Origin of the sequence: Demequina litorisediminis (assembly GCF_030161615.1) — a bacterium.
Taxonomy (GTDB): Bacteria; Actinomycetota; Actinomycetes; order Actinomycetales; family Demequinaceae; genus Demequina; species Demequina litorisediminis.
In genome coordinates this window covers 2,328,371-2,353,504 of sequence record NZ_BSUN01000001.1, presented here as the reverse complement: position 1 = coordinate 2,353,504, position 25,134 = coordinate 2,328,371, and the positions used below count along the sequence as shown (strand labels likewise).

Here is a 25,134-nt window from a genome sequence, read left to right as displayed (position 1 = left end):
GCGGTCGCGCCGGGCGCGCCCTCACCCGGGTGGACTGGAGCCATGACCTTTTTGTCTTTGCGCTGGTTCGGGCTGGTGGCCGCGGGCATGTTGCTCGCCGTGGCGGCGGCCACCCCAGGGGCGGCGATGCCTCGTGCCGTCACGGCGGCGACGGCGACGGCGACGGCGACGGCAGCGTCCGGTGAACACGCGCCGCTCGCGAGTCCCCTGACGCCGATGCGGCTGGTGTCACCTGCCGTGCTGCCCGCCCAGCCCTGGCTGCCGGGGCACCGCGGCATCGATCTCGCTGCCGCGCCTGGCGACAACGTGACGTCGCCTGGCCCCGGCATCATCACGTTTGCCGGCGTCGTCGTCGACCGTCCGGTGGTCACGGTCACCCACGACGACGGTCTCCGCAGCAGCCTTGAGCCGGTGACGGCCACCGTCGCCCTCGGGGACGCCGTGAGCGCGGGGTCGTCGGTGGGCGTCGTCGCCGACAGCCCGAGTCATTGCGAGCCCGACACCTGCGTGCACTGGGGAGTGCGCGACGGTGACACCTACCTTGACCCGCTCGATCTGCTCGCGGGGTTTGGCCCCGTCATCCTGCTCGAGGTGGAGTGACAGTCGACCTAGCCGAACGCCCCCGTGGTCAGGAGCCTTCTCGCGCAGCCTTCTTGACGGCTCCCGAATGAATTTGCGACACCCGCGACTCGGTGACGCCGAGGATCTGGCCGATCTGCGCCAGCGTGAGGCTGTCGAAGTAATACAGCCGCAGGACCTCCTGCTCGCGGTCGCGTACCGATTGGATCGCGGCGGCAAGCAGCGAGCGTGTCTCGCGTGCCTCCACAGGCGACGACGCCTCCGGCATGGCGAGCGACGCGCTGGTGTCGAGGGCGTTGATCTCGCCGGTGGTTGGCATGCCATCGAGGGCGGCGATGTGCGACATCGCGACCTGGGCACGCACGGTGCGCACATCGGCAGTACTCCATCCGAGGTGCTCGGCCACGTCATCGTCGGTGACGGGACGCATCAGGCGCTGTTCGAGGGCGCGGGTCGCCTGATCGACCGACCGCGCCTTGGAACGCACCGAGCGGGGAACCCAGTCCGCGGCGCGAAGCTCGTCGATGATCGCACCGCGGATGCGCTGTGCAGCATAGGTCTCAAACTTGAACCCGCGTTCCACCTGGAACTTCTCGACGGCGTCGATCAATCCGAAGGTGCCGTAAGAGACCAGGTCCGCGAGCCTCAACCTGATCGGGAAGCCGACCGATCATCCTGGTAGCCACGTGGGTCACCAGGGGTGCGTGGTGGGTGATGAGGGCGTCGCGAGCAGCGCGCCGCACGTCTCCGTCGGTGGTCGCGAGCACGCGCCACCAGGACGCGACCCTGTCCGCCTCGTCCACCACAGCGGTGGCGGCGACGGTGACCGGCTCGGACTGCCTCAGCATGTCAGTCTGATCGGGCATGGTTTCCCCTCATGCTCGCGGATGGGCGAGCCTGATACGTGGCCCGCAGTCGCTCTGCGGACACATGCGTGTAGCGCTGGGTGGTGGTGAGGCTCGCGTGACCGAGCACCTCCTGCACCGAACGCAGATCTGACCCTCCGGTCAGAAGATGAGTGGCGGCCGTGTGGCGCAGCGCATGGGGCGCCACGTCCGCAATACCTGCGGCACGGCACAGCACGTGGATCGCGTCGCGCACCTGGCGTTGGTCGGCACGATGACCGCGCCTCCCAAGCAACAGCGCACCGTCGGTGTCCGCCGCGACGAGCGCGGGACGTCCGTCGGCAAGCCAACGACGAACGGCATCGGCGGCGGGCACGCCAAATGGCACCACCCGCTCCTTGCCTCCCTTGCCAAGAACGCGCACCAAGCGTTCGTGGGTGTCGATGTCGTGGACATCAACGCCCACCAATTCACCGACGCGCATTCCGGTCGCGTACAGCAGTTCTGCCGCAGCCCAGTCGCGCAGGTGGAGGGGTCGCCGTCGTCGCAACGCTCCTTGGCGATGTCCAGCATGGCAACCACGTCGGCGGGGCCAAGCACCTCGGGCAACCGCGAGGCCGGGCGCGCGGACCCGAGGCGTGCCGCAGGGTCCTCGGTCAGGGCGCCGATGCGTCTGGCCCACGAGAAGAACGCCCGTGCCGCGGCACCGCGGCGCGCCAGCGTGGTCCGGCTGAGGCCGTCCGTCGCCATGGCCGCGAGCCATGCGCGCAGGTCCGCGATGGTGACGGTCACCAAAGCGTCATCGAGTTCCGGCGCCCCGGCGTCATCGGGATGCTCGACCCCCAACTGACGGGTGGCCAGGTGAAGGAGGTCTCCGCGATACGCGCGCACGGTGTTCTCCGAGAGGCCGCGCTCGTGGCGCAGGTACCCCTCGAAGCGTGTGAGCAAACCGCTCACGTCAACCGCGTCCGTGCCAGGCATGACGACACCTTGGCACTGTCACATCTGTCAAATCAACCCCTTCAGTAACATTTGTCACATCGTTATCATCCGCGCGAGGGTTTTTGTCCGGATTTGTCACGATGGAGATGCTCTGGGGCGCTTGTCCATGGGCCGGCGCCACACGCCACGGTCCTTGACCACCGCCCCCGCGAGTTCAAGCCGGCCCAGGCTCGCGAGCGCCTGGGCCGCGGTGAGACCCGCGCGGCGCGAGATCTCGTCGAGGTCACCTCCCCTGCCCCCGCAGGCGTCATAGGCGGCCCGGTCAGCCGGCGAGGCAAACTCCTGGCGTGGCGCATCGCCACCGGCCACCAGCTCCCCCGCACCCCGGGTCGTCGCAAGAGTGTCGCCGATGGGCGCGGCCAACTCCCGGGCGTCCGACGCGTCACGCACGAGCACCGCCGCACCCTCCCGCAGGAGTTCGTGGCAGCCTCCAGAGACCGCCGAGGTCACCGGCCCGGGGACTGCGCCCACCGGCCTGCCGATCGAGGCGGCGTGTCTGGCCGTGGACAATGCGCCCGAGCGCACCGCCGCCTCGACCACGACGGTGGCGGCGGCGGTGGCGATGAGCCGATTACGCAGGAGAAAGCGGGCACGGTAAGGCGCCCGGCCGGGCGGCGCCTCCGCGACGAGTGCTCCGGTCTCGGCGACCCGACCAAGCAGGTCGGCATTACCGGCTGGGTACACCTGGTCGATGCCGCCCGCGAGCACGGCGACGGTGGTGCCTCCGGCCGCGAGCGCTGCGCGGTGTGCTGCGGCATCCACGCCGTAGGCGCCTCCCGAGATGACCGCCCTGGCACCGTTCGCCGCTGTAGCGCCGGTAGCGCCGCCGCGGGCTACGTCGGCCGCGATGCCCGCGGCCACATGTTCTCCATACGCCGTCGCCGAGCGCGCTCCCACCACCGCGATTCCGCCGCCGAACGCTCTTTCCAGGTCAGCCGGCCCCCTCCACCACAGGGCGAATGGCGCGGCCGCGCCGAGCGAGTCGAACGCACGGGGCCACCCCGGCTGACCGCGGACCATCACCTGAGCACCGCACGCCGCGGTTCTCTCTCGTAGCGTGGCGGGATCGCTTTCGTCCCAGCGGACCGCCCAGCGCGGCGCTGCGGCGATGGCGGCCGCGATAGTGCGGGCGGGCACCGTGGGCGCGAGCACCGCGGTCGCGCTCACCGGATCGTCGACGGCTTGCGCAGCCCAGTCCCAGGCGCCACACGGCCCGAGGCCCGCGACGAGCCACGCGGCGGGGCTGTCCCCCGCCTCCGCGAGCACGCTCCACCGCAGCAGCATCGCGCTCTCCGGGCTACCGGGTTCGACGACCGCACTCATGGGACGTCCCGGGTGCGCAATGCGAGGGCCTGCGCGACGTGCGCTGCCGATGGCGCGTCAACGCCTGCGAGGTCCGCGAGGGTCCACGCCACCCGCAGGGCGCGATCCGCTCCGCGCGCGCTCACCACTCCCCTGTCCAGGGCCGCCCAGAGGTCCATGCACGCTGCCGACGGGGTGTGCTCGCGTAGCCACCTGCCGCCTACGTGCGCGTTGGCGCTCCACCCCAGACCGGACAGCCGCGCCCTCGCCCTGTCACGCGCCTGCGCCACGCGCGCGGCGACCACCGCAGTGGACTCGCCCGGCTCGTCGAGCCCTGCCCGCACCGGGGTGACCTCGACCTGCAGATCGACCCTGTCGAGGAGCGGCCCGGAGAGCCGATGCGCATAGGTGCGACGCTGGTGCGGGCTACAGGTACACGTCGGCTCGCGCCCGTAGTACTTGCCACAGGGGCACGGGTTGGCCGCCATGACCAGTTGGAACCGCGCCGGATAGCGGGTCGCGCCCAGGGCTCGATGCAGCACCACCTCGCCGCTTTCCAGCGGCTGGCGCAACGTCTGCAGGACCCGTGCAGGAAACTCGGGGGCCTCATCGAGAAAAAGCACGCCACCGTGGGCCCTGCTGATCGCGCCCGGACGCGCGAGGGCGGCGCCGCCACCGACGATGGCCGCCGCCGAGGCGGAATGATGGGGCGCTTCAAAGGGCGGCCGGACCAGGAGTCCGCCTGAGGCGTCGAAACCGCCCGAGAGCGAGTGGACCGAGGTCACCTCGACCGCCTCCGCGGGCGAGAGATCGGGAAGCAGGCCGGGCAGCCGTGTGGCGAGCATGGTCTTGCCCACCCCCGGAGGCCCGGACATCAACATGTGGTGACCTCCGGCCGCCGCGACCTCGAGGGCCGCTCGCGCCTCGGCCTGGCCGCGGACGTCGGCCAGGTCGGGCACAGGACCACTGGTGGCCTCGATCCCTGGAGCCTGCACCACGCGCGCGGAAGGGACAGGCAGCCCGGCAAGTTCCTCTGCTTCGCCGTTGCCATACGCACGCAGCAGGGCCGCGAGCGTCGCCGCGGCACGCACCTCGATCCCCGGCACCAGTGCGGCCTCGGCGGCACTGTCCGATGGCACCACGACCGACTGCGCTCCGGACGCTGCTGCGGCGGCCACTGCCGGGAGGACTCCCCTGACGTCACGCACCCTGCCATCGAGCCCAAGCTCGCCCAGATGGATACCGGTGACCGCCTCGGGCGGCACCTCTCCTGCGGCGGCCAACACGGCCAGGGCAATGGCTAAATCCGTTCCTGCACCCGACTTGGGAAGCGATGCGGGAGACAGGTTGACGGTGACGCGACGCGCGGGCCACGTGAGCCGCGACGATGCGACGGCCGCACGGACGCGGTCGCGCGCCTCGCTCAGCGCGGCATCGGGTAGCCCCACCAGCGTGAACGACGGCAGGCCCGGCGCCACGTGGGCCTCGACATCGATCACATGCCCCGTCAGTCCCGTCAGCACCACGGCGCGGGAGCGGCCGATCACGACACACCCCGCAGGTGCTCCACGACGGCGGCCCCCGCTGGCGGCAACGAGACCGCGATCACGTCCACGCGAATGTCGCGATAGCGGGCGTCGTCCTCGGCGAGCCACGCCGCGGCCAGCCTGCGCAGCCGAGCAAGTTTGGCGCGTGTGACGGCCTCCTGGGGGATGCCGCACCGCACGGAGCGCCGGGTCTTGACCTCGACGATCACCAGGTCGCGGCCGTCACGCGCCACAATGTCGACCTCGCCATGCGGGCACCGCCAGTTCCTGGCCAGCACTGCCCAACCCTGCTCACTCGCCCACCGGGCCGCGACCTCTTCCCCGTGCCGCCCCACCTCGCGTGTTGCGTTCATGACCACCTCCGTGGCCCACCCTGACGCGCTGGACAAGGCGTGGCCACGGGCCAGGCCCCGGCTGGGGAGGCGGCCCATGCCGCCGCGGGCCTGGGGACGAGCCGGCCCGGAATCGCACCGCGGAGCATCGGCGCATCAGAGCCAGGCACCTCCAGCCGCCGCCGCATCGGCCCCGGGAACGCAACGGCGCCCCCTCCCTGAAGCGGGAGGGGGCGCCGTGACGGGCTGGTGGCCTAGTGAGCGACGGCCTCGACCGACGCCTCGACCGTGGCGGCATCTGAGGCACCTTCGGAACGGTCGATGCGCGTCGCGAGCGGCGCCTCCTTGACGAAGGTCAGCAGGATCAGCGAACCGATCGCCAGCGGCACCATCCACAGGTAGATGGGCGTCAAGGCGTCGTTGTACGAGCTCACGATCACGTCGTGAATCTGCTGGGGAAGGCGGCTCACGGCTTCCGGCGTCAGCGAGTTCATGTCGCCGGTGGCACCCGCGGCCCCGGCGGGAAGTCGCTCACCAAGGAGGTCGATGAGGCGGTTCGTGAACACCGAGCCGACCACGGCAGCGCCCAGCGAGGCGCCGATCTGGCGGAAGTAGTTGTTCGACGCGGTCGCCGTACCCACCATGCGGATGGGGAACGTGTTCTGCACCACCAGCACGAGGATCTGCATCGTCAGGCCAAGCCCAATGCCCATGAGGCCCAGATAGACGCACGTGATCCACACCGCGTGGTCCCACGTCATGGTCGACAACAGGTAGAGCGCGGCACCCAGGAACACCGCGCCGATGATCGGCAGGTGCTTGTAGCGTCCGGTCTTCGTCACCATGCGACCGCTGACTACCGAGGTGATGAGCATGCAGCCCATCATGGGGATCATCAGGAGGCCGGCCTTGGTGGCGCTCACGCCTGCGACCATCTGGAGGTAGGTCGGCATGTACGCGAGGGTGCCGAACATGGCGATGCCGGTCAGCAGTCCTGCGCCGGTGGTGAGGACGAAGTTGCGCTCCTTGAACAGCGACAGCGGCATCACGGGCTCGGACGCGCGCCGCTCGATCATCACGAACGCGACACCCATGACGACGGTCAGCCCGAACAGCCCCAGGATCTGCCACGAGCCCCAGGCGTAGGTGTTGCCTCCCAGGAGGTGGCGAGGACAAGGGCGGCGGACGCGATGGCGAGCGTGACCATGCCTGCGACGTCGACCTTCGCGGTGGACGCCTCGGGCTTGGGCAGGCGAGGAACAGCGATGCGGACACGAGCGCCAGGATGCCCAGCGGCACGTTGATCCACATGCACCACTGCCAGCCGATGGACTCGGTGAACCAGCCGCCCAGCAGCGGGCCCGCGACCGAGGCGAGCGCGAACACGCCGCCCATGATGCCCATGTAGCGGCCGCGCTCACGCGCGGGCACCACGTCGGCGATGATCGCCTGCGACAGAATCATGAGGCCACCGCCGCCGAGCCCCTGCACGGCGCGGCCCGCGATGAGTTCGGTCATGCCCTGTGCGAGCGCGCCGATCACCGAACCGACGATGAACAGCGAGATCGCGATCATGAACAGCGATTTGCGGCCGATGAGGTCGCCGAGCCTTGCCGTAGATCGGCATCATGATGGTCGCGGCAAGGATGTAGGCGGTCGTGACCCACAGCATGTGGTCCACGCCGTTGAGGTCGCCGACCACGGTGGGCAGAGCGGTCGCGAAGATGGTCTGGTCAAGCGCCGAGAGCAACATCGCGGTCATGAGGCCGACGAACATCAGCAGGATGTGCCTGCGGTCGGGCTCGGTGGGGGCCGTCGCGGCGGACGGCATAGCGGATTCTGACAAGAGGGGGACTCCTCGGGTGTTGCGGCCCGTCCGGTGGGACGGGCGAGGCTGTTAGGAGGCGGGCGCGGCCTGGGTGAGGCGGCGCACTCGCGGAAAGAGGTCGTGGACGAGGGCCTTGAGCGGACCGGTCTGGTCGTCGTCGCCGCGCATCCATTCCTTGGCAACGGCCTGAATCGCACCCATGGCGATCGCGACGGTGAGCGTTCCCTCGAGTTCGCGTTCAGCGTCGGTGAGGTCGGGATACCGAGCGGCGAGTCGCCTCGCGACGATGGCGGCGTAGTCGGCCCTGTCCTCGGCGATACGGCCGATGTTGACTGCGGCGAGTTCGGGGGCGGAGTCGATCACGCGCCTGCGCAGCCGAAACAGCGCCTTGTCGGGTTCACTCTTGGCCCACGCCTCCGCCATCATGACGGCGAAGGCTTCGACGTCGGAGACGTCGTCGCGTTCGATGAACGTCGCGATCATCGCCTCGTCCGGGCGGGGCTTGCCGTCGCCCAGCAACGCCGCCTCACGCGACGAGAAGTAGTTGTAGAACGTCCGTGGCGAGATACCTGCACGGTCCGCGATCATCTCGACGGTGACCGCACCGTAGCCGTGCTCGAGGCAGAGTTCGAGGCCCGCGCGCTGCGTAGCGGCCTTCGCCTCGCGCAGTTTGCGTTCGCGGCGACCCTCGGTGGGGACGCACTCCTCTGATTGTTGCACGTCATGCATTTTTACACGATCTGCAAGTTTGCACAACCTGCAACCATTTCGGTGGCTGGATGCGGCCGCCCGTCCCCGCCTGTCCCCGGGCGGCCTGGGCACGGGGCGAAGACCCTGGCTAGCGGCCCCGCAACTGGCGGATGTCGGGGATCGCGTCCTCGTTGTCGGAGAGTTCCTCGATATTGACGTCCTTGAACGTGACGACTCGCACCGACTTCACCAGTCGCGCCGAGCGGTACACGTCCCACACCCACGCATCGGTCATGGTGACCTCGAAGTACACGTCGCCACCCGAGGCACGCACCTGAAGATCCACCTTGTTGCACAGGTAGAAGCGGCGCTCGGTCTCGACCACGTACTGGAACAGGCCCACCACGTCGCGGTACTCGCGGTAGAGGGCCAATTCGGCCGCGGTTTCGTAGTTCTCCAGGTCGTCACTGCTCACCGGACCATCATGGTCCGTTCGCCCCGCCGGGGCGAATCCGGCGCGCCGTCGCTACGGGGCGTCGGCGGTGGGCAGGGCCCAGGACCGCCGATGCAGGTCGCTGGGACCGTGCTCGCGAATCGCGTCGAGGTGCACGGCCGCGCCGTAGCCCTTGTTGCCCGCCCAGCCGAAATGCGGGTGAGCCTCGTGCGCGGCGACCATGATCGCGTCGCGCTCCACCTTGGCAAGCACCGACCCGGCGGCGATCGACGCGCACGCATCGTCGCCCTTGATCACCATCATCACCGGCGGCGTGGACGCGGCCGACGCCTCGTACGGCTCGTCGAACAGGTAGTCGCCGGAGGCGTCAGCCAGTCGTGCTTGCCGTCGAGCAACACCGCGTCGACCACGATGCCCCCGGCCGCGATCGCTTCCAGCGCGCGGGTGCCCGCCAGTCGCAACGCTCCCACGATGCCGAGAGCATCGATCTCGGCGGCGCTCGCGTGAGCGACGGCGCGCGCAACTCCAAACTCGGCGAGAGCATCGGCCATCTTCTCGCGCCGCCCTGGGCTGAGGCGCTTGGAGTCCGCGAGCCCCTCGGGCCAGGTGTCACAGCGCGATACCGCGCAGACGCCCACGGTCACGGGGCCCGCGAGAGCTCCACGCCCCACCTCGTCGATACCGGCGACCACGCGCGCGCCCGCATTCCACAGGGCAAGGCTCATAGTCGAGCGAGACGGGCATCGGCGCGGTCTAGTACTGCGCGACGGCGGGGTCGTCGTACGGGTTGGTAAGGGTGTGGAAGTTCTGGAAGGGCCACACCGTCACGAACGCGGTGCCGACGATCGAGGAGATCGGGATCGAGCCGCCGCCGGGGTCACCCATGTGTGCCCGGGAGTCCGCGCTGTGCGCACGGTTGTCCCCCATCACCCACACGTAGCCCTCGGGGACGGTGGTGGTGAACTCCGTCAGCGACGGCTCCACGTCCTCAGGTAGGTAGGTCTCGTCGAGCGGCTCGCCGTCGATCGTGATGTTGCCGTCGACGTCGCAGCACACCACCGTCTCACCCGGGAGCCCCACGACGCGCTTGACGAGGTGCTCGCCGGCGTCCTCCGGCAGAAGCCCGGTGAAGGTGAGGATGTTCTTGCCCGCCGCCTGGAGCGCGGTGTCGTTCTCGGGTTCGGGCTCGCCGAGCCACTTGAACGTGTCGTGGAACACCACGATGTCTCCGCGTCGCAAGTCGAGCGGCGCGGGACGCCACTTCGAGACCAGGATGCGGTCGCCCTCCTGGAGCGTCGGGATCATCGAACCCGAGGGAATCCAGAAGGACTGGAAGAAGAAGGTCTTCAGGATCAGCGAGAGCGCGAGCGCGCTGAAGACAATGATGAGGACCTCTTTGGTCCACCCCCACAGACGACGACCGGCGGAGGGGGCGTGCCCCTCCGCCGGTGCGTCAGCGGTGTCGCTGATCTTAGTTCTCGCGCTTCTCGCGGATGCGAGCGGCCTTGCCGCGACGCTCCCGCATGTAGTACAGCCTTGGCGCGACGGACGTCGCCACGGCTGACCAGGCTCGATGTGGTCGATCGTGGGAGCGTGCACCGGGAAGGTGCGCTCGACGCCCACGCCGAACGAGATCTTGCGGACGGTGAAGGTCTCGCCGATGCCCTGGCCCTGACGGCCGAGCACGAAGCCCTGGAAGACCTGGATACGCGAGCGGTTGCCCTCGACGACCTTCACGTGCACCTTCACGGTGTCACCCGGACGGAAGTCCGGGACGTTGTCGCGGAGCCTGGCCCGCGGTGATGCTGTCGCCTTCTGCATGACTGTTTCTCCGCACACACGCCACAGGTCCTGTGTGGTTCTTGCCTTACGGCACTCGGTAAGTGTCAGCGCGTCACGGTCGTTGCTCGGCCCCCTGTGGCAGACGTGAGCACCGCGCGCACCGAGGATCTATTCTGCCATACCCGTCGGGCCGTCTGCCAGGAGATCTGGGCGGCGTTCGCGGGTGCGCTCGAGTTGCTGTGCGTGACGCCACTCAGCGATCCGCCCGTGGTGGCCGCTGAGCAGCACCTCGGGGACATCGAGGCCGCGCCACGATGCCGGGCGCGTGTAGGCTGGGGTACTCAAGCAGACCGTCGGAGTGCGATTCCTCGACGATCGAGTGGGCGTTGCCCATGAAGCCGGGAATGAGGCGCGTGATGGCCTCGATCATCGCGACCACGGCGACCTCTCCCCCATTCAGGACGTAGTCCCCGAGCGAGATCTCGGATACCCGATGCCCCGCCGCCGCATAGTGCGCTGCCACGCGCGCGTCGATCCCCTCGTACCTTCCACACGCGAACACCAACTGGTCCTCGGCGGCGAGTTCGGCGGCGCGCGCCTGCGTGAACGGGATGCCAGCGGGGGTAGGAATCACCAGGTGAGCGCCGGGCTGCATGACATCATCGAGCGCCGCGCCCCAGACATCGGGCTTCATGACCATGCCTGCGCCTCCCCCAAAGGGGGCGTCGTCGACGGTGCCGTGGACGTCGTGGGTCCAGTCGCGAAGGTCGTGCACGCGGGCGTCCACGAGTTCCTTCGCGCGCGCCTTGCCGAGCAACGACAGATCGAGCACGGAGAAGAACTCCGGGAAGATGGTGACGACGTCAAGCCTCATCCGTGCGTCTCCCCCGTCTCCTCCGGAGTCTCGCCTGCGAGCAGGCCGTAGGGCGGGGTGACGATGACGCGGCGTGCGTCGAGGTCAACCTCGGGCACGAAGTCCTCAACGAACGGGATCATGGCGCGGTGCCCGCCCGGCTCCTTGACGACCAGCACATCTTGAGCGGGCATGCTGAGCAGGTCGACGACGTCGCCGACCGGCGTGCCGTCGGGGCGCACCGCCGCGAGACCGACCAGGCTCGTGGACGTACCAGGCGTCGTCCTCGTCGGACTCGTCCCCGTCGATGACGAGTTCGACGCCGCGCGCGGCCTCGGCCGCATCGCGGTCCGCGATCTCGTCGAAGCGGAGGTACCAGCGGCCCGCCTGGGTGCGCACGTTCGTGATGGTCAGCGGCCCCGCCGTGGAGGGCTGGGTCTCGTAGGTCTCGCCGGGGATCAGGCGCTCGTCGGGGATGTCGGTGCGCACCTCGACGCTCACCTCGCCCTTGAGCCCGTGGGCGCGTCCGATGCGCGCGACGGTCACTTCATGGTGTCCAGGGTACGGGGCCTGCGGGCCCGCGCGGCTCCCCGGGAACACCCCGCGCTCTCCCAGCCGGCTCCCAGCCGCCCCTGGTGAAGTGGGAGGTCATAGCCCCCATGGAAGGATCGTCATGAAACTCCCCGTCACCATCACCGCCAGTCTCCTGGCCGGCGCACTCATCCTCACCGGCTGCTCCGTCGCGGACGCCTCGGACGGTACCGACGCCGCACGCACGACCACCACCACAGTGACCGAGGCGACCGACACCACAGGCTCAACCGAGGAAACCTCGGCAGAGTCCACGTCAACAGAGTCCACGTCGACGGGCACCACCGACACGGCCGCCGACGACGTCGACTGGGACGCCCTCTCCACCACCGAGGCCACCCTGACTGACGATGGCCTCACCATCACCGAGGCCGGCACGTACGTGCTCAGCGGGAGCACCACCGGTCAGGTCGTGGTGAACTCGGACGGTCCCGTGCGCCTCATCCTCGACGGTGTCACCATCGCCAGCACCGAGGGTGCGGCGATTCAGGTCGACAGCGCCGAGGTCGCGGTGATCGAACTCGCCGACGGCACCACCAACACCGTGACCGATGCGGCGACCCGGGCCGACGAGGAGATCGACGGCGCCATCTACTCGGCCGACGACCTGGTCATCACGGGCACCGGCAGCCTGACCGTGAACGCCACGTTCGCCGATGGCATCGTCGGAAAGGACGACCTCACCATCTCGGACGGCACCGTGACCGTCACGAGTGTCGACGATGGCATCCGCGGCAAGGACTCCCTCACCGTGACCGGCGGCGACATCACGGTCGACGCAGCAGGCGACGGGCTCAAGGCCAGCAACAGCACCGACCTCGGCAAGGGAGTCCTCGCCATCTCGGGCGGCAGCGTCACGGTGACCTCGGGCGACGACGCCATCAAGGCGGAGCAGCAGGTCGTCGTCTCCGGCGGCACCATCACCGTCGACGCCTCCGCCGAGGGCATCGAGGCGCCGGTCGTGGCACTCGAGGGCGGCGATATCTCCATCAATGCGTCCGACGACGGCGTCAACGCCGCGGCATCGGACATCGTGACGAGCGGGATCGGGGTGACCATCAGCGGCGGCACCCTGGCGATCGTCATGGGCTCGGGCGACACCGACGCGATCGACTCCAACGGTGACCTCACTATCTCGGGAGGCACCCTCGACATCACCGCGCAGTCGGCGTTCGACTACGACGGCTCCGGCACCCTCTCAGGAGGCGACATCACCGTGAACGGCGAGCAGGTGACGGAACTCACCGGGCAGATGATGGGCGGCGGGGGCGGCGGTCCCCGCTAGAACCATCCCGGCCACGAACGACGATGCCCCCGCCACCCAGAAGGGTGACGGGGGCCTCGTCTGCGCGTAGGCGTCAGGCGACGTCCACGATGTTGACCCGCACGTCGTCACGCGCGATGGCGTCGATGACGGTACGGATCGACGTCGCGGTACGGCCACGACGACCGATCACGCGAGGAAGGTCATCGGGGTGCACCACCACGTTGAGGGTGGTGCCGCGACGGCCCGAGCGCTCGGTCACAGTGACGTCGTCCGGGTTGCGGACGATGCTCTTGACCAGGAACTCCAGGGCGTCGACGACCACGATTACTTCTCCTCGGACTCAGCGGCCTCGTCGGCGGCAGCCTCGGTGGCCTCCTCGGCGGGAGCCTCAGCAGCCTCGGCCTCAGCCTTGGCGGCCTCCTCGGCCTCCTTCTTGGCCTTCTCCGCGGCGGCGGCCTTGTCGGCCTTCGCCTTCTCGGCGGCGTCAGCCGTCGCCTTGATCTGGTCCTCAGCGGAGGCCTTGGCCGCGGCAACCTTGACGGTGCTCTTCGCGTCCTTGTCACCCTTGAAGGTGCCCCAGTCGCCGGTGAGCTTCAGCAGCGCGGTGACCTGCTCGGTGGGCTGGGCGCCCACGGAGAGCCAGTACTGCGCGCGCTCCGAGTCGATCTCGATGACCGAGGGCTCCTCGGTGGGGTGGTACTTGCCGATCTCCTCGATGGCACGGCCGTCACGCTTGGTGCGCGAGTCCATCACCACGACGCGGTAGAACGGGGCGCGCTTCTTGCCGAAGCGCTTGAGGCGAATCTTGACAGCCATGGCTGTTCTCCTTGTTCATTCGGTGTGAGCCGGCTCGGCGACCCGGGGAAATCGGGACGCGTCACTGGCAAGACGAATACTGCGCGGGTAGAGGGCCGCGGCAACCAACGCACTATTGTGCCAGACGCGGGGCCCGCACGGAAATGCGTCAGGCGGCGGTGGGGCTCGAGGGCTCGACGACGGTGACGATCGCCCCCGCCTCGACCTCGATCCAGAGTCCCATGCTGGTCTTGGCGCCAGGCATGTCGACCTCAGCGAGCGCCTCATCGGCGCCCACAGGCTCCCAGTCGAACACAGAGGCGTAGATCACCACGTCGTCGCCCACCGGCACCTCGATGCGGTTCACGACGTCATTGGTGACGACATGGTTGCTCCAGGCCTGGGTCTCACCCACCGTCTCGCGATGAACCGTCCACTGCTCGGAGCCCTCGCCGAACATGCAGGCGACGTCGACGGTCACGCTGCCGTCCTCCATCGCCGAGACAAACCCGAACCACATGCCGTCGGGCAGGACCGCATCCTCCTGGACATCGCAGCCCGAACCCATGGTGCCGTCGGCATTCAGGGGCGCATTGAGCCTTGATGAGGCCCGCGAGATCCGATTGCGTGTCATCGGCGAGGCCGATGGCGGCGGTACCCGAGGCGGGCACGTCGAGGTCTTCGGCGGGCGGGGAGGCTGTCGCCACCACGGTCGCCGACAAGGTCGTGTCGCTCACCATTGAGCCTGCATCCGCCCAGCATCAGCGCCGCGCCCCCCAGCGCCAGTGCCGGGACGGAGAGGATGCGCTGTGCCATCGTTCCCTCTCGCCAGGTCCTGTGCCCGTCACCCTAGCACCACCCCTGGGACCGGCCTCAGGCACCTTTCGAGCGCCACCCGGCCGTCCGCGACGCCGCCACTCGGCCGTCCTTGACAGTGAGTGCCTGCACCTCCAGGCCCTGGCGCTGAGCGGCCTTCGCGGCTGCCTTGCCTCCGACCACCACCGCCGTCGCCCAGGCGTCGCACCGCACCAGGTCGTCGCCCACGACGGTCGCCTGTGCCACCTGCGTGGCGGCCGTTCCCGTGCGCGGGTCCCAGATGTGGCCCGAGCGGTGGGCGAGGCCGGACGTGGCGAGGGCATGGCGACCGGTTGCCCCGTCGCCTCCCACGCCGAGCGTCACGACTCCCACCAGTACGGCGTCGGATCCGGGCGCCTCTCGCGGGTCCGCGATGCCGATGCGCCAGCCCGCTTCCGTGGGCGCCTTGCCGCTGACCGTGACGTCGCCTGCGCAACCGAGGCTCCAGCCCTCGGCCCCCAGCAGGCCCAGACGCCACCGCGAGCGCTCGAGGGCCCAGGTCTTGACGATGCCCGTGGGGTCGATTCCCCCTGCGGGCGTGCGGGCGTCGAACAGTCCGTCCGTCTCGTCGCGGAACGCCTCGCACAGGTCGAGGACCTCTGCGACCGCAGGTGGCGCTTCGCCGACGCTCGCCTCGCCCCGACTGAGCCTGCTGATCCAGGTTGTCGTCACGGAACGTCGAGAACACCTCGTCGACCCAGGTCAGGTCACTCAACACATAGCCGACAACGGCATCGGCCGTGTCCTCGGCGACGTCGCCCACCACGGTGAGCGTGACGTCCATGGCCATAGCCGTGACGGTGCGGGTGAGGGTCACAGGCCCGCGTCCTCGAAGGCGGCCTGGGCGGATTCGACCATGGCAGGAGACGTGAAGCTGGCTCCGGAGACATATTCGACGTCCCAGGCCTTGCGCCTCGAGGAACTCTTCCTCCAACAGCGGCAGGGCGTTGTCGTTAATCCTGGTCGACTCGGGCGCCGAGGTCCCCGCCACGGGGAAGGTGACGTCGACCAGCACCCCGTCCTCGAACGTCAGACTCACCTGGTAGTCCCCGCGGATGTTGGAGACCACGGGGCCATCGAAGGTGCCGGTGACGCCTCCGTTGGAGCCGGAGTCCGTGGTCGCGTCCTCGGTGGTCGACTCCGCGCTGGAGTCAGTCGCCGATCCCTCGGTGGAGGTGCTCGCCTCTGGCTCGGCTGTCGCGCCGCCTGTGACGTCCTGGTCGGCGACGTCGGGGGCCGCGATGACGCCCGCGGTCAGGATCACCGCCGAGGCGCCCACCACGATGGCTGCTCGTTCGGTCCTCATGGTGTCACCATCCAAACTTCTCGAGGTGGATCGCGTCGGGCTTCAGCCCCGAGGCGCGAGCGTCGTCGGCGACCTGTTGCGCCCAGGGGCTCGGGCCGCACACGTACAGATCGGTCGTCGCGGGCTCGTCGACGAGGTCACGGACGGCCATCGGCTGGTCCACCGATCCCCACGAGTCGCCGCGAGGCCCGAGTACCACGATGAGCCTTGGCGCCGCGCTCGACGGCGAGTGTCTCGACCTCCTCGAGCAGGGGCGCCTCGTCGCGCGAGCGTGCACGGATCACGACTGTCACCTCGTCCTCCGGGCCACACTCCTCAAGCATCGCTCGCACCGGCGTAACGCCGATGCCCGCGGCGACCAGCACCAGGCCATGACCGGTACGGGTGCCGTGGTGGAAGACGCCGAGCGGCCCGTCGGCGATGACGCGAGTGCCTGGCGTGAGGCCCGCGAGCGCTCGGGAGCCGTCACCCGAGGGCTTGACGGTGATGCGCAGACGGTCTCCGGGGGCCGCGGACAGCGAGTACGGGTGGTGCTGCCACGCGAGCCCTGGGGTGAGGAAGCGCCACAGGAAGAACTGTCCCGGCCGGGCATGCAGGTGATCCAGGTAGCGGCCCGTCATGGTGACGGTCGTCGAACCGTCGGGAAGCGGCGTCACCGACTCAACCCGGACGTCGTGGTGCTCGAGCAACACCAGCGGGCGTGCGATGCGGAAGATGACGAACGACCCAAGCGACACCACCCACAGCACGGCCCAGAACCACCACGCCACTCCCCCGGAACGGAACGTCGATCCCTCGAGGAACTGATGAGGCACGGCGAACGCGACGCCCACGTAGACGAGCAGGTGGACGGCGTGCCAGCGCTCGTACGGCCAGCGCAGGCGCACCGCCGTCAGTGATGTCACGAGCACCACCAGAAACGCGACGCCCGCCACCAACGCCGCAAGCATCCACCAGCCGTACTGCGGCCACGTGAGCGCCTGGGACACCACGGAACGGCCATCGTAGGAGGCGGTCACCGTGGTCATGATCGTCAGGTGCACCAGCATCAGGACGATCGCGACCTTGCCCCACCGGGTGTGCAGGGCGATGGCGCGGTCGTGGCCGAGCACTCGTTCCACCCACGGCGCTCGCGACGCGAGCAGCACCTGCGCCATCATCAGGACCGCCGCGACGATGCCGAGCGCACGTCCGAACGCGTAGGTCCAGTCGGCGGCGCTGCTCGCGTAGGCGAGTGACCCGCCTGCGATCATGAACGCAATGCCGGTCACGGCGGCGAGCCAGACGGCGGCCTCGAGGCCATCTGCCCACCAGGAACGCCAGGCCGTCGCTCGGGCGCGGGCGGCGGTGTCGACCGCAGTCATGGTCCTCCTCGGTCCGGGGTGCCACCAGTATCGCTGGCCGCAGGTACGCGAAGCGACGAACCTGGGCCGATCCCCAGGGAACTCCTAGGCGACCCTGGCGCCGCGCAGGACCACGGCGCGGGGTGTCGCGAGCACCGCGATGTCGTCGCACGGGTCGGAGTCGTAGACCACCAGGTCGGCGCTGGCCCCCTCGGTGAGGGTGTCGACGCCGAGGAAGGCGCGGGCGCGCCAGGTGGCGGCGGCAATCACGGCCGATGCGGGGATGGCCTTGGCCATCTCCGCCGCCTCACGCGGAAGCAGGCCGTGGCCGAGCGTTCCTCCCGCGTCGGTGCCCACAAGGAGCGGCACCCCTGCGTCATGTAGGTCACGCACGTGGTCATAGCGACGCGCGTGCATCCGCCGCATCCGTGCCGCGTACGCGGGAAAACGCGCCGCACCCTGGTCGGCGAAGCCCGCGAAGTTGTCGACCTGCAACAGCGTCGGGACCACCGGCACGCCGCGCGCCGCGGCCGTAGTCATGTGGGCGTCCGTCATGCCGGTGCCGTGTTCGAGGCAGTCGATGCCCGCGTCAAGGAGCGGACCAATCGCCTCCGTCGAGAACGTATGCGCCGTGGCCCTGGCGCCTGCGGCATGGACCCTCGCCATGGCATCGGCCAGATGACGTGGCTCCCACAGCGGCGTGAGGTCGCCGACCTCGCGGTCAATCCAGTCGGCGATCAACTTGACCCAGCCATCACCCTTGCGGGCCTCGTCCTCTGCAACCGCGGGAAGGTCGACGGCGTCGATCTCACGCGCGTAGTGGCGCAGGTAGCGCTTGGGGCGCGCGATGAAGCGGGCGGAACGGATCAGGCGCGGCAGATCCTCGCGGCCGTGCACAAACGCGGTGTCGAGCGGACTGCCCGCATCGCGAATGAGCAGCGTCCCGGCGTCCCGGTCGACCGTCGCCTGCTTGACGGCGAGGTCCCGGTCGGTCGCGCCGCCGGAGTCGAGGCCGATGTGGCAGTGCACATCCACCAGGCCAGGCAACACCACGCCCGCAAGCGTGGTGACGGCACCGCCGTGGCGAGGGCGCTCGAACGTGATGCGCCCGCCAACGACCCACGCCTCGGCGCGGACCGTCTCGTCATCGACGAGGACCGGGCCGGTGAGGTGCAGGACGTCCTGCCCGCTCTCCCCCGGCATCGGCCCTACCGACCCAGGTACTTGCCGAGATCCGACTCGAGCTTCGAGGCGTCGAAGTCCTCGGGCTGCTGGTTCAGGCCGAACGCGCTCCCCGCGGGCGCCTGCGGAGCCTGCGGCCTTGTTGCGTGCCGCCGCCTCCTGCTGCGCGCGCTTGGCGGGGTTGCCGGACTTGCCCTTGACCTTCTTCTGGGGTGCCTGCTTGCCCTTGGACTTCTTGCCGCCTGGCATTCCACCCCATGCACCGGGGGCGCCACCGCTCTGACCGAGAAGCCTGCGGCATACCGCCACCCCTGGCCATGGCGCGCATCATCTGCTGAGCCTGCTCGAAGCGCTTGACGAGCGAATTGACATCCGCGACCGTGACGCCGGAGCCTCGTGCGATACGCGCGCGGCGCGAACCGTTGAGGACCTTGGGGTTGTCGCGCTCGAGCGGGGTCATCGACTGCACGATGGCCTCGGTGCGCACCAGGCTCGCGCTCGTCAAAGTTCTCGATCTGGTCGCGCAGGCGGCCCATGCCGGGAAGCATGGTGAGCATCTTCTTCATCGAGCCCATGTTCTTCAACTGCTGCATCTGCGACAGGAAGTCCGTGAACGTGAAGTCCTCGCCCTTGGTGACCTTGGCGGCCATACGCTCGGCTTCGGCCTGGTCGAACTTCTTCTCGGCCTGCTCGATGAGCGTCATGATGTCGCCCATGTCGAGGATGCGGCTCGCCATGCGGTCCGGGTGGAAGACCTCGAACTCGTCGAGCTTTTCACCCGTGGACGCGAAGAGGATCGGCTTGCCCGTGACCTCACGCACCGACAGCGCCGCACCACCGCGGGTGTCGCCGTCGAGCCTTGGTCAGCACCACACCGGTGATGTCGACGCCCTGGTCGAACGCCTGCGCGGTCGCGACGGCGTCCTGACCAATCATCGCGTCGATGACGAACAGGACCTCGTCGGGATCGATGGCCTTGCGGATGTCCGCGGCCTGCTTCATCAGGCTCCTGGTCGATGCCCAGGCGGCCGGCGGTGTCGACGATGACGACGCTGTGCTGACGCTGTTCGGCCTCCTTGAGGCCCTTCTTCGCCACCTTGACGGGGTTGCCCTTGACGCGCTCGCCCTCACGGGTGACGCCCGCCTCGGGAGCGAACACGGGCACGCCCGCGCGCTCGCCGACCACCTGAAGCCTGGTTGACGGCGTTGGGGCGCTGCAGGTCGGCGGCGACCAGCAGTGGGGTCTGGCCGTTTTCCTTGAGGTGGTGCGCGAGCCTTGCCTGCGAGGGTGGTCTTACCGGCACCCTGGAGGCCGGCGAGCATGATGACCGTGGGGCCGGACTTCGCGAAGTTGAGGCGACGAGCCTCGCCACCGAGGATCGCCACGAGTTCCTCGTTGACGATCTTGACCACCTGCTGGCCGGGGTTCAGTGCACCCGAGACCTCCTCGCCGAGCGCGCGCTCCCGGATGTTGCCGGTGAACGTGCGGACCACGGGCACCGCGACGTCGGCGTCGAGCAGGGCGCGGCGGATCTCGCGGATGGTGGCGTCGATGTCCGCCTCGGACAGGCGGCCCTTGCCCCGCAGGTTGCGGAACGTCGACGTGAGGCGGTCGGAGAGGTTGGCGAACACAGGTGTCCCTTCGAAAAACGTGCGGGCTCAAGACTACCTGGGCTCCGCATCACCCACCCGCCTGCCGCAGATGGTCGCATGTACGGCAGGAAGACGGGTGAGAGGGCTAGCGGGTCAGCGGCATCGCTTTCGCCGTGAGCGCGTCCGCGAGCGTCGCGCGCCACGGCGTCCACACCTTGGGCCCGGCCGCCTGGGCATCGGACTCGGTGAGGGCGCGCAGGGTCACCAGCAGGTCACGCCGATGCCCCAGTGGCTCGAGCAGTTCCTTCACCGTCGCCGGGTCGTCGGGGTCCTTGGTGGTGGACAGCACCGACAGCAGCAGGTGGTGACGCACCAGGGTTTCGACGTCAGCGGCAAAGCCAGGAGTCCACCCCAGGCGGGCGCCGATGCCGGGGATCAGCGCCGCGCCGTCCACCGAATGGTCCGTCGCGCCCTGGCGCTTGCCGATGTCGTGCAGCCACGCCGTGATCAGCAGCAGGTCGTGATCGGGGACGTCCCGCTTGTGCTTGGACGCAAGTACCACCGTCTCGATCATGTGACGGTCCACGGTGTACCGATGGATGGGGCTGCGCTGAGGCCTGTTGCGCACGCCCTCCCATTCGGGCAGCCAGCGCACCGCGAGGCCGTGGAGGTCGAGCGCCTCCCACACGGCCACCAGGTGGTGCGAGCCCCGCAGGAGATCACGCAAGTGAATCCTGGCCTGCTCGGGCCATGGCTCCTCGATCGCGGGAACGGCCTGCATCGCCTCGAGGAGGCCGGGCGTGAAGGGTAGCCCCGTGATGGCGCCCACGCCCGCTGCCCGCAGGGCGAGCAGCGGGTCCCGCTGCGGGTCGACCGACGGCGCGAGCGCGAGGCTCGCCGTCCACATCGATGAGCCCCTCGGACACGGTGACGTGGCGCGGCGCTCGCGCCATGCGCCGCGCCTTCCATGCCACGGAGCCGATGCCCGAGCGCTCCAGCGAGCCGCGGGCCCCGCGCTCGGTCTGGTCGAGCGCATAGGCGACGGTGCGGCCGGCATCGGCAAGCGAGGCCAGCAGGTCGTCGGGGTCACCGAAGCCCATGAGGTCGGCGACCTCGTCGGCCACGTGACGGCCAAGAACGTTGACGGGGCGGCCCGAGACGTGGTGCAACGCATCGCGCACGTCACGCAGGTGCTCCCCCGCGGCGTCGACCGCGCCGTGCGGGCGGTCAGTCAGCCAGGTCGCGCTCAGCGCGGACAAACTCATGTAGTCGCGCAGCCCCCCACGCGATTCCTTCAGGTGCGGCTCGATCAGGTAGGCAATCTCGCCGTGGCGCTCCGCGCGTGCTCGCGACGCCGCGAGCAGTTCGGGTAGCCGCTTGCGCGACGCAGCGCGCCAGTCCTGATAGATCGCCGCACGAGCCTGCGCGACGAGCGTGTCGTCGCCCGCCAGCGGCTGAATGTCGAGCAGCCCGGCCGCGGCGGCGAGGTCCTTCGAGGCCACCTGGCGGCACTCGGTGAGCGATCTCATCGAGTAGTCGAGCTCGAGCCCTGCGTCCCAGATGGGGTACCACAGAGACTGCGCCAAATCGGCGAGGCTCGTCCTTGCCCAACGTGCGACCGTCGTGCAACAGGACCAGGTCGAGATCGGACCACGGCCCCGCATCGGCGCGGCCCAGCGAACCGACCGCGCCAAGCGCGACGCCTTCGTGAGGTCCCGAGGCGTCGGCCCAGTGGGCCACGAGTGCCTCGCGCACGAGCGCCGTGAGGCGCCGCCTGCGTTCCGGGCCGGGGGTTCCTGCGGCGAACATCTGCGCCGCTGCATCGGCCCTCAGACGCTTGAGGTCCCGCACCCCGGAAGGGTGCGGGACCTCAGCGTCGGAGCCCTCAGCAGCGCTGGGGTTGTGCTCCATGTGTGTGCGGTGACTCCTTAGAGAGCGTCGGCGCCGTGCTCACCCGTGCGGACACGGGCCACGTCGTCGACCGGAACCGTCCAGACCTTGCCGTCGCCGATCTTGCCGGTCTGCGCGGCCGAGACGATGGCCTCGGTCACGGTGGCGGCGTCGGCGTCGTCGACTAGCACCTCAAGACGAGTCTTGGGCACCAGGTCAACGGTGTACTCGGCACCGCGGTAGACCTCGGTGTGGCCCTTCTGGCGGCCGTAGCCGGCAGCCTCGGAGACCGTGACGCCCTTGACGCCTGCGGCCTCGAGAGCGGCCCGGACCTCGTCCGTGCGGTGGGGCTGGATGATCGCAGTGACCAGGCTTCATTGCTACTTCGCCTCCTCGTAGGCGGTCTCACCGTGCTCGGCGAGGTCGATTCCAGAAACCTCGACCTCCTCGCTCACGCGCAGACCGATGGTGTACTTGATGGCCAGTCCGATGATCAGCGTAGCGATCGCGGAGTAGACGATGGTGACGCCAGCCGCGACGATCTGTGCCCAGAGGCCGCCGAGGCCACCGCCGGTGAACAGACCCTCCCAGGCGCCGAAGGTGGTGGTACCGAAGAGGCCGATGGCCACGGTGCCCCAGAGACCGGCGACGAGGTGGACGCCCACGACGTCGAGCGAGTCGTCGTAGCCCAACTTGTACTTGAGACCCACGGCAAGCGCCGAGAAGATACCGGCGAAGACACCGATCAGCAGAGCGCCCCACGGGTCAACGGCGACCGCGGCAGGCGTGATCGCGACCAGACCGGCGACCACACCGGAGGCGGCACCGAGCGAGGTGGCCTTGCCGTCGCGGATCTTCTCCGTGAGAAGCCAGCCGAGGATCGCGGCAGCGGTGGCGGTGGTGGTGTTGACCCACGCGGCAGCGGCGTAATCGTCCGCGGCGAAGGCGGAACCGGCGTTGAAGCCGAACCAGCCGAACCACAGGAGCGCGGCGCCCAGCATCACGAACGGCAGGTTGTGCGGACGCATGGGCTCCTTGCCGAAGCCCTTGCGGACGCCGAGCAGGAGGGCCATCACGAGGCCCGCGACACCGGCGTTGATGTGGACTACGGTGCCACCCGCGAAGTCCTGCGGGAACCAGTCAGCGTTGAAGATACCGCCGCCCTCGGCGAGAATGCCGCCGCCCCAGACCCAGTGCGAGACGGGCGAGTAGACAAGGATGACCCACACGAAGGCAAAGACCATCCAGGCGCTGAACTTCATGCGGTCCGCGACGGAACCGGAGATCAGCGCGACGGTGATGATCGCGAAGGTTGCACCGAAGCCGGTCGAGATGAGGGCCTCACCATCCCCCGAAGCGAACGACGAGCCGAGAAGGAAGTCCGAGGTGGGGTCTCCGAACAGGCCGCCGATCGAGTCGCCGACCGAGATGCTGTTGGCCACGAGCACCCACGCCACGGCGCCGACCGCCAGGGCGCCGAAGCTCATCATCATCATGTTCAGCACCGACTTGCCACGCGACATGCCACCGTAGAAGAACGCCAGACCGGGCGTCATCAGGAGCACGAGCGATGCAGAGGTCAGGAGCCAGGCAATGTTGCCGCTGTCCATTCTGCTTCTCCTTTGTTCTCGCCCCTCGGCGAGTCACAGGTCAGCCTGGCGAAGAAGTGTTGCCCCTGAAACACCGTCATGTTTCCGCACCGTTACAAGGCGTGCGCGGAGGTAAAACGTGTGTTGCGAGGGAGGAAAAGCGGGAACCGGCGCCGCGAAATGCCCGTTCTGATGGCCCAGGCACGCCGTGGCGCGCGGGCGGCCTGCGGCGTCGAGCGGGGCGCGTGTGAGGCGCCGATCCGGTGGCGCGTCAGGCGCCGAGGAGCCCGTCGACGAACTGCTCGGCGTCGAACGGAGCCAGATCATCGGCACCTTCGCCAAGCCCGATGAGCCTTGACCGGCACTCCGAGCTCGCGCTGAACCGCGACCACGATGCCGCCCTTGGCAGTGCCGTCCATCTTCGTCAGCACGATGCCCGTGATGGGTGCGACCTCCGCGAAGACCTTGGCCTGGGTCATGCCGTTCTGACCCGTGGTGGCATCCAGTACCAGCAGCACCTCGACGGGGGCGGCCACCTTGGACGAGACGCGGATGATCTTGCCTACCTGATCCATGAGGCCGGCCTTGTTCTGCAGGCGGCCCGCCGTGTCGATCAGCACCACGTCGGCGGCGTCGTCGCGCGCCCGCGCCGCGGCATCGAACGCGACCGATGCCGGGTCGGCACCGTCGATCTCTGAGCGGACCACGGGCACGCCGACGCGCGCCCCCAGGTCTCGAGCCTGGTCGGCGGCAGCCGCGCGGAACGTGTCCGCGGCGCCGAGCACCACCGTGCGCCCCTCGGCCACCAGGACGCGCGCGATCTTGCCCACCGAGGTGGTCTTGCCCACGCCATTGACGCCGACCACGACGATCGGCTCATAGGCACCGGAGCCCGGCGCCGCAAGGTTCAGGTCGCGGTCAAGGTGAGGATCGACGATCTCGAGCAGCACCTCACGGAGCGTCGCGCGCGGATCCGCGTCGGGGTAGTTCTTGAGCCGAGCGCGCAGCGCGTCGAGGATGTCATCGGTCGCCGCGGCGCCCACGTCGGCGAGCAGAAGCGTCTCCTCGCTCGTCCCAGTCGTCTTCTCCGAGCGTGCCCCGCGAGAAGATCGCGAGCAGGCTCTGACCCAGCCCACCGCCTAGGCGTGAGCGCAGGCGGGCGAGGCGAGTCTCGGCCGCCTCCGGCGCCTCGGTCACCACCGCCGCCTCGGCGGGGAGCGTCCTCGTGGCCACTGGTGCCGCGGTATCGGTCGCGTCATCGACCGTGGCGCGTGGCGCATCGGCCGGGCGCTGTGCCGTGTCCGGCGACGCGGGCGGCGTCTTGCCTCCACGACGCACCGCGGCGACGGCACCACCGATGACGGCGAGGGCGGCAATGATGACGACGACGAGGTCGGCGTCTCCGGGGATCCAGGTCACGTCCATGGCACCAGTGTGTCAGGAACGCGCGCGCACCAGGACAGGAGGTGCGGCAGCAACGAGCGCGCAGACGACGAGCGCGGCCGCGCG

Annotated in this window: 28 protein-coding genes and 7 pseudogenes; 2 read left to right on the top strand and 33 right to left on the bottom strand. The window is 69.4% G+C overall.

Annotated elements, in window-relative coordinates; translation table 11 throughout:
* Positions 1-42 precede the first annotated feature (42 nt).
* A complete protein-coding gene (locus tag QQK48_RS14455) occupies positions 43-600 on the top strand; it encodes a peptidoglycan DD-metalloendopeptidase family protein (RefSeq protein WP_284328927.1) in 558 nt (185 codons plus the stop codon).
* 28 nt (positions 601-628) lie between these two features.
* Here QQK48_RS14455 and QQK48_RS14450 read toward each other — a convergent pair whose 3' ends face one another.
* From QQK48_RS14450 to QQK48_RS20390, 19 genes and pseudogenes are all read right to left on the bottom strand, one after another.
* Positions 629-1,189, bottom strand: a complete 561-nt coding sequence (locus QQK48_RS14450) for a sigma-70 family RNA polymerase sigma factor (RefSeq protein WP_284328926.1) — start codon at positions 1,187-1,189, stop codon at positions 629-631.
* On the bottom strand, positions 1,140-1,427 hold the full coding sequence (locus tag QQK48_RS14445; RefSeq protein ID WP_284328925.1) for a hypothetical protein: 288 nt from the start codon (positions 1,425-1,427) through the stop codon (positions 1,140-1,142). The genes QQK48_RS14450 and QQK48_RS14445 overlap by 50 nt, the downstream gene beginning before the upstream one ends.
* Before the next feature lies 1 nt (position 1,428).
* The gene (locus QQK48_RS20405; protein WP_348523805.1) at positions 1,429-1,908 is read right to left on the bottom strand and encodes a tyrosine-type recombinase/integrase; all 480 of its coding nucleotides are present in this window, start codon (positions 1,906-1,908) and stop codon (positions 1,429-1,431) included.
* Positions 1,909-2,153: 245 nt separating this feature from the next.
* Positions 2,154-2,405, bottom strand: a pseudogene (locus tag QQK48_RS20400) (site-specific integrase); the annotation flags it as partial.
* A 96-nt stretch (positions 2,406-2,501) separates the two neighbouring features.
* Complete coding sequence (locus QQK48_RS14435) at positions 2,502-3,749, bottom strand: DNA-processing protein DprA (protein WP_284328924.1); 1,248 nt, start codon at positions 3,747-3,749, stop codon at positions 2,502-2,504.
* Positions 3,746-5,275, bottom strand: a complete 1,530-nt coding sequence (locus QQK48_RS14430) for a YifB family Mg chelatase-like AAA ATPase (protein ID WP_284328923.1) — start codon at positions 5,273-5,275, stop codon at positions 3,746-3,748. Before QQK48_RS14430 ends, QQK48_RS14435 begins: the two co-directional genes overlap by 4 nt.
* On the bottom strand, positions 5,272-5,628 hold the full coding sequence (locus tag QQK48_RS14425; protein WP_284328922.1) for a YraN family protein: 357 nt from the start codon (positions 5,626-5,628) through the stop codon (positions 5,272-5,274). Before QQK48_RS14425 ends, QQK48_RS14430 begins: the two co-directional genes overlap by 4 nt.
* Positions 5,629-5,861: 233 nt before the next feature.
* Entirely contained in the window at positions 5,862-6,713 is an 852-nt protein-coding gene (locus QQK48_RS14420; RefSeq protein ID WP_284329414.1) for an MFS transporter, read from the bottom strand.
* The gene (locus tag QQK48_RS14415; protein WP_284329476.1) at positions 6,710-6,916 is read right to left on the bottom strand and encodes a hypothetical protein; all 207 of its coding nucleotides are present in this window, start codon (positions 6,914-6,916) and stop codon (positions 6,710-6,712) included. The genes QQK48_RS14420 and QQK48_RS14415 overlap by 4 nt, the downstream gene beginning before the upstream one ends.
* Positions 6,904-7,182, bottom strand: a pseudogene (locus QQK48_RS14410) (MFS transporter); the annotation flags it as partial. The gene QQK48_RS14415 and the pseudogene QQK48_RS14410, both read right to left, overlap by 13 nt.
* Before the next feature lie 322 nt (positions 7,183-7,504).
* Entirely contained in the window at positions 7,505-8,164 is a 660-nt protein-coding gene (locus QQK48_RS14405) for a TetR/AcrR family transcriptional regulator (RefSeq protein WP_284328921.1), read from the bottom strand.
* 109 nt (positions 8,165-8,273) lie between these two features.
* Entirely contained in the window at positions 8,274-8,600 is a 327-nt protein-coding gene (locus QQK48_RS14400; RefSeq protein ID WP_284328920.1) for a DUF2469 domain-containing protein, read from the bottom strand.
* A 51-nt stretch (positions 8,601-8,651) separates the two neighbouring features.
* Positions 8,652-8,882 carry a ribonuclease HII gene (locus tag QQK48_RS14395; protein WP_284328919.1) on the bottom strand — a complete coding sequence of 77 codons (231 nt, stop codon included), beginning with the start codon at positions 8,880-8,882 and terminating at the stop codon, positions 8,652-8,654.
* Positions 8,882-9,304, bottom strand: coding sequence for a ribonuclease HII (locus QQK48_RS14390; protein ID WP_284328918.1), 423 nt, complete (start codon positions 9,302-9,304; stop codon positions 8,882-8,884). Before QQK48_RS14390 ends, QQK48_RS14395 begins: the two co-directional genes overlap by 1 nt.
* Positions 9,305-9,332: 28 nt before the next feature.
* Positions 9,333-10,049 carry a signal peptidase I gene (gene lepB, locus QQK48_RS14385; RefSeq protein WP_348523804.1) on the bottom strand — a complete coding sequence of 239 codons (717 nt, stop codon included), beginning with the start codon at positions 10,047-10,049 and terminating at the stop codon, positions 9,333-9,335.
* 1 nt (position 10,050) lies between these two features.
* A pseudogene (gene rplS / locus QQK48_RS14380) lies at positions 10,051-10,400 on the bottom strand (50S ribosomal protein L19).
* Positions 10,401-10,529: 129 nt separating this feature from the next.
* A pseudogene (trmD, locus tag QQK48_RS14375) lies at positions 10,530-11,235 on the bottom strand (tRNA (guanosine(37)-N1)-methyltransferase TrmD).
* Positions 11,232-11,558, bottom strand: a complete 327-nt coding sequence (locus QQK48_RS20395; protein ID WP_348523653.1) for a ribosome maturation factor RimM — start codon at positions 11,556-11,558, stop codon at positions 11,232-11,234. Before QQK48_RS20395 ends, trmD begins: the two are co-directional and overlap by 4 nt.
* 13 nt (positions 11,559-11,571) lie before the next feature.
* A pseudogene (locus tag QQK48_RS20390) lies at positions 11,572-11,703 on the bottom strand (ribosome maturation factor RimM); the annotation flags it as partial.
* Positions 11,704-11,887: 184 nt separating this feature from the next.
* Between QQK48_RS20390 and QQK48_RS14365 the strand changes: the two are divergent.
* Positions 11,888-13,090 (top strand): carbohydrate-binding domain-containing protein, encoded by a 1,203-nt coding sequence (locus tag QQK48_RS14365; protein ID WP_284328917.1) that lies wholly within the window; start codon positions 11,888-11,890, stop codon positions 13,088-13,090.
* A gap of 73 nt (positions 13,091-13,163) precedes the next feature.
* On the opposite strand, the gene QQK48_RS14360 is transcribed toward QQK48_RS14365, so the two are convergent.
* The 14 genes and pseudogenes from QQK48_RS14360 to ftsY all read right to left on the bottom strand — a co-directional run bounded on the left by QQK48_RS14360 (position 13,164) and on the right by ftsY (position 25,050).
* Positions 13,164-13,394, bottom strand: coding sequence for a KH domain-containing protein (locus QQK48_RS14360; RefSeq protein WP_284328916.1), 231 nt, complete (start codon positions 13,392-13,394; stop codon positions 13,164-13,166).
* 2 nt (positions 13,395-13,396) lie between these two features.
* Positions 13,397-13,888: a 30S ribosomal protein S16 gene (gene rpsP / locus QQK48_RS14355; RefSeq protein WP_284328915.1), complete on the bottom strand. Its 492-nt coding sequence runs from the start codon at positions 13,886-13,888 to the stop codon at positions 13,397-13,399.
* A 148-nt stretch (positions 13,889-14,036) separates the two neighbouring features.
* A complete protein-coding gene (locus QQK48_RS14350) occupies positions 14,037-14,501 on the bottom strand; it encodes a hypothetical protein (RefSeq protein ID WP_284328914.1) in 465 nt (154 codons plus the stop codon).
* Complete coding sequence (locus QQK48_RS14345; protein WP_284328913.1) at positions 14,498-14,683, bottom strand: hypothetical protein; 186 nt, start codon at positions 14,681-14,683, stop codon at positions 14,498-14,500. Before QQK48_RS14345 ends, QQK48_RS14350 begins: the two co-directional genes overlap by 4 nt.
* A gap of 57 nt (positions 14,684-14,740) precedes the next feature.
* The gene (locus QQK48_RS14340) at positions 14,741-15,394 is read right to left on the bottom strand and encodes an FAD:protein FMN transferase (RefSeq protein WP_284328912.1); all 654 of its coding nucleotides are present in this window, start codon (positions 15,392-15,394) and stop codon (positions 14,741-14,743) included.
* Positions 15,395-16,032: 638 nt separating this feature from the next.
* On the bottom strand, positions 16,033-16,179 hold the full coding sequence (locus QQK48_RS14335) for a hypothetical protein (protein ID WP_284328911.1): 147 nt from the start codon (positions 16,177-16,179) through the stop codon (positions 16,033-16,035).
* Positions 16,166-17,392, bottom strand: a complete 1,227-nt coding sequence (locus tag QQK48_RS14330; protein WP_284328910.1) for a ferredoxin reductase family protein — start codon at positions 17,390-17,392, stop codon at positions 16,166-16,168. The genes QQK48_RS14335 and QQK48_RS14330 overlap by 14 nt, the downstream gene beginning before the upstream one ends.
* Positions 17,393-17,476: 84 nt before the next feature.
* Positions 17,477-18,574, bottom strand: a complete 1,098-nt coding sequence (locus QQK48_RS14325; RefSeq protein WP_284328909.1) for an amidohydrolase family protein — start codon at positions 18,572-18,574, stop codon at positions 17,477-17,479.
* A 5-nt stretch (positions 18,575-18,579) separates the two neighbouring features.
* Positions 18,580-20,185, bottom strand: a pseudogene (ffh, locus tag QQK48_RS14320) (signal recognition particle protein).
* 106 nt (positions 20,186-20,291) lie between these two features.
* Complete coding sequence (locus QQK48_RS20385) at positions 20,292-20,873, bottom strand: HD domain-containing protein (RefSeq protein ID WP_348523652.1); 582 nt, start codon at positions 20,871-20,873, stop codon at positions 20,292-20,294.
* Positions 20,866-21,732: a [protein-PII] uridylyltransferase family protein gene (locus QQK48_RS20380; RefSeq protein WP_348523651.1), complete on the bottom strand. Its 867-nt coding sequence runs from the start codon at positions 21,730-21,732 to the stop codon at positions 20,866-20,868. Before QQK48_RS20380 ends, QQK48_RS20385 begins: the two co-directional genes overlap by 8 nt.
* Before the next feature lie 342 nt (positions 21,733-22,074).
* Complete coding sequence (locus tag QQK48_RS14310) at positions 22,075-22,407, bottom strand: P-II family nitrogen regulator (RefSeq protein ID WP_284329412.1); 333 nt, start codon at positions 22,405-22,407, stop codon at positions 22,075-22,077.
* A gap of 9 nt (positions 22,408-22,416) precedes the next feature.
* The gene (locus QQK48_RS14305; protein ID WP_284328908.1) at positions 22,417-23,646 is read right to left on the bottom strand and encodes an ammonium transporter; all 1,230 of its coding nucleotides are present in this window, start codon (positions 23,644-23,646) and stop codon (positions 22,417-22,419) included.
* Positions 23,647-23,896: 250 nt separating this feature from the next.
* Positions 23,897-25,050 (bottom strand): annotated as a pseudogene (gene ftsY, locus QQK48_RS14300) (signal recognition particle-docking protein FtsY).
* Positions 25,051-25,134: the final 84 nt, after the last annotated feature.

Excerpts from the sequence above, each read along its gene's own strand:
- QQK48_RS14455 (WP_284328927.1), top strand. The coding sequence starts at position 43 with ATGACCTTTTTGTCTTTGCGCTGGTTCGGGCTGGTGGCCGCGGGCATG.
- QQK48_RS14445 (WP_284328925.1), bottom strand. The coding sequence starts at position 1,427 with ATGCTGAGGCAGTCCGAGCCGGTCACCGTCGCCGCCACCGCTGTGGTG.
- QQK48_RS20405 (WP_348523805.1), bottom strand. The coding sequence starts at position 1,908 with ATGCGCGTCGGTGAATTGGTGGGCGTTGATGTCCACGACATCGACACC.
- QQK48_RS14435 (WP_284328924.1), bottom strand. The coding sequence starts at position 3,749 with ATGAGTGCGGTCGTCGAACCCGGTAGCCCGGAGAGCGCGATGCTGCTG.
- QQK48_RS14425 (WP_284328922.1), bottom strand. The coding sequence starts at position 5,628 with ATGAACGCAACACGCGAGGTGGGGCGGCACGGGGAAGAGGTCGCGGCC.
- QQK48_RS14405 (WP_284328921.1), bottom strand. The coding sequence starts at position 8,164 with ATGCATGACGTGCAACAATCAGAGGAGTGCGTCCCCACCGAGGGTCGC.
- QQK48_RS14395 (WP_284328919.1), bottom strand. The coding sequence starts at position 8,882 with ATGATGGTGATCAAGGGCGACGATGCGTGCGCGTCGATCGCCGCCGGG.
- QQK48_RS14390 (WP_284328918.1), bottom strand. The coding sequence starts at position 9,304 with ATGAGCCTTGCCCTGTGGAATGCGGGCGCGCGCGTGGTCGCCGGTATC.
- QQK48_RS20395 (WP_348523653.1), bottom strand. The coding sequence starts at position 11,558 with ATGCGGCCGAGGCCGCGCGCGGCGTCGAACTCGTCATCGACGGGGACG.
- QQK48_RS14365 (WP_284328917.1), top strand. The coding sequence starts at position 11,888 with ATGAAACTCCCCGTCACCATCACCGCCAGTCTCCTGGCCGGCGCACTC.
- rpsP (WP_284328915.1), bottom strand. The coding sequence starts at position 13,888 with ATGGCTGTCAAGATTCGCCTCAAGCGCTTCGGCAAGAAGCGCGCCCCG.
- QQK48_RS14350 (WP_284328914.1), bottom strand. The coding sequence starts at position 14,501 with ATGACACGCAATCGGATCTCGCGGGCCTCATCAAGGCTCAATGCGCCC.
- QQK48_RS14345 (WP_284328913.1), bottom strand. The coding sequence starts at position 14,683 with ATGGCACAGCGCATCCTCTCCGTCCCGGCACTGGCGCTGGGGGGCGCG.
- QQK48_RS14335 (WP_284328911.1), bottom strand. The coding sequence starts at position 16,179 with ATGGCCGTCCGTGACCTCGTCGACGAGCCCGCGACGACCGATCTGTAC.
- QQK48_RS14330 (WP_284328910.1), bottom strand. The coding sequence starts at position 17,392 with ATGACTGCGGTCGACACCGCCGCCCGCGCCCGAGCGACGGCCTGGCGT.
- QQK48_RS14325 (WP_284328909.1), bottom strand. The coding sequence starts at position 18,574 with ATGCCGGGGGAGAGCGGGCAGGACGTCCTGCACCTCACCGGCCCGGTC.
- QQK48_RS14305 (WP_284328908.1), bottom strand. The coding sequence starts at position 23,646 with ATGGACAGCGGCAACATTGCCTGGCTCCTGACCTCTGCATCGCTCGTG.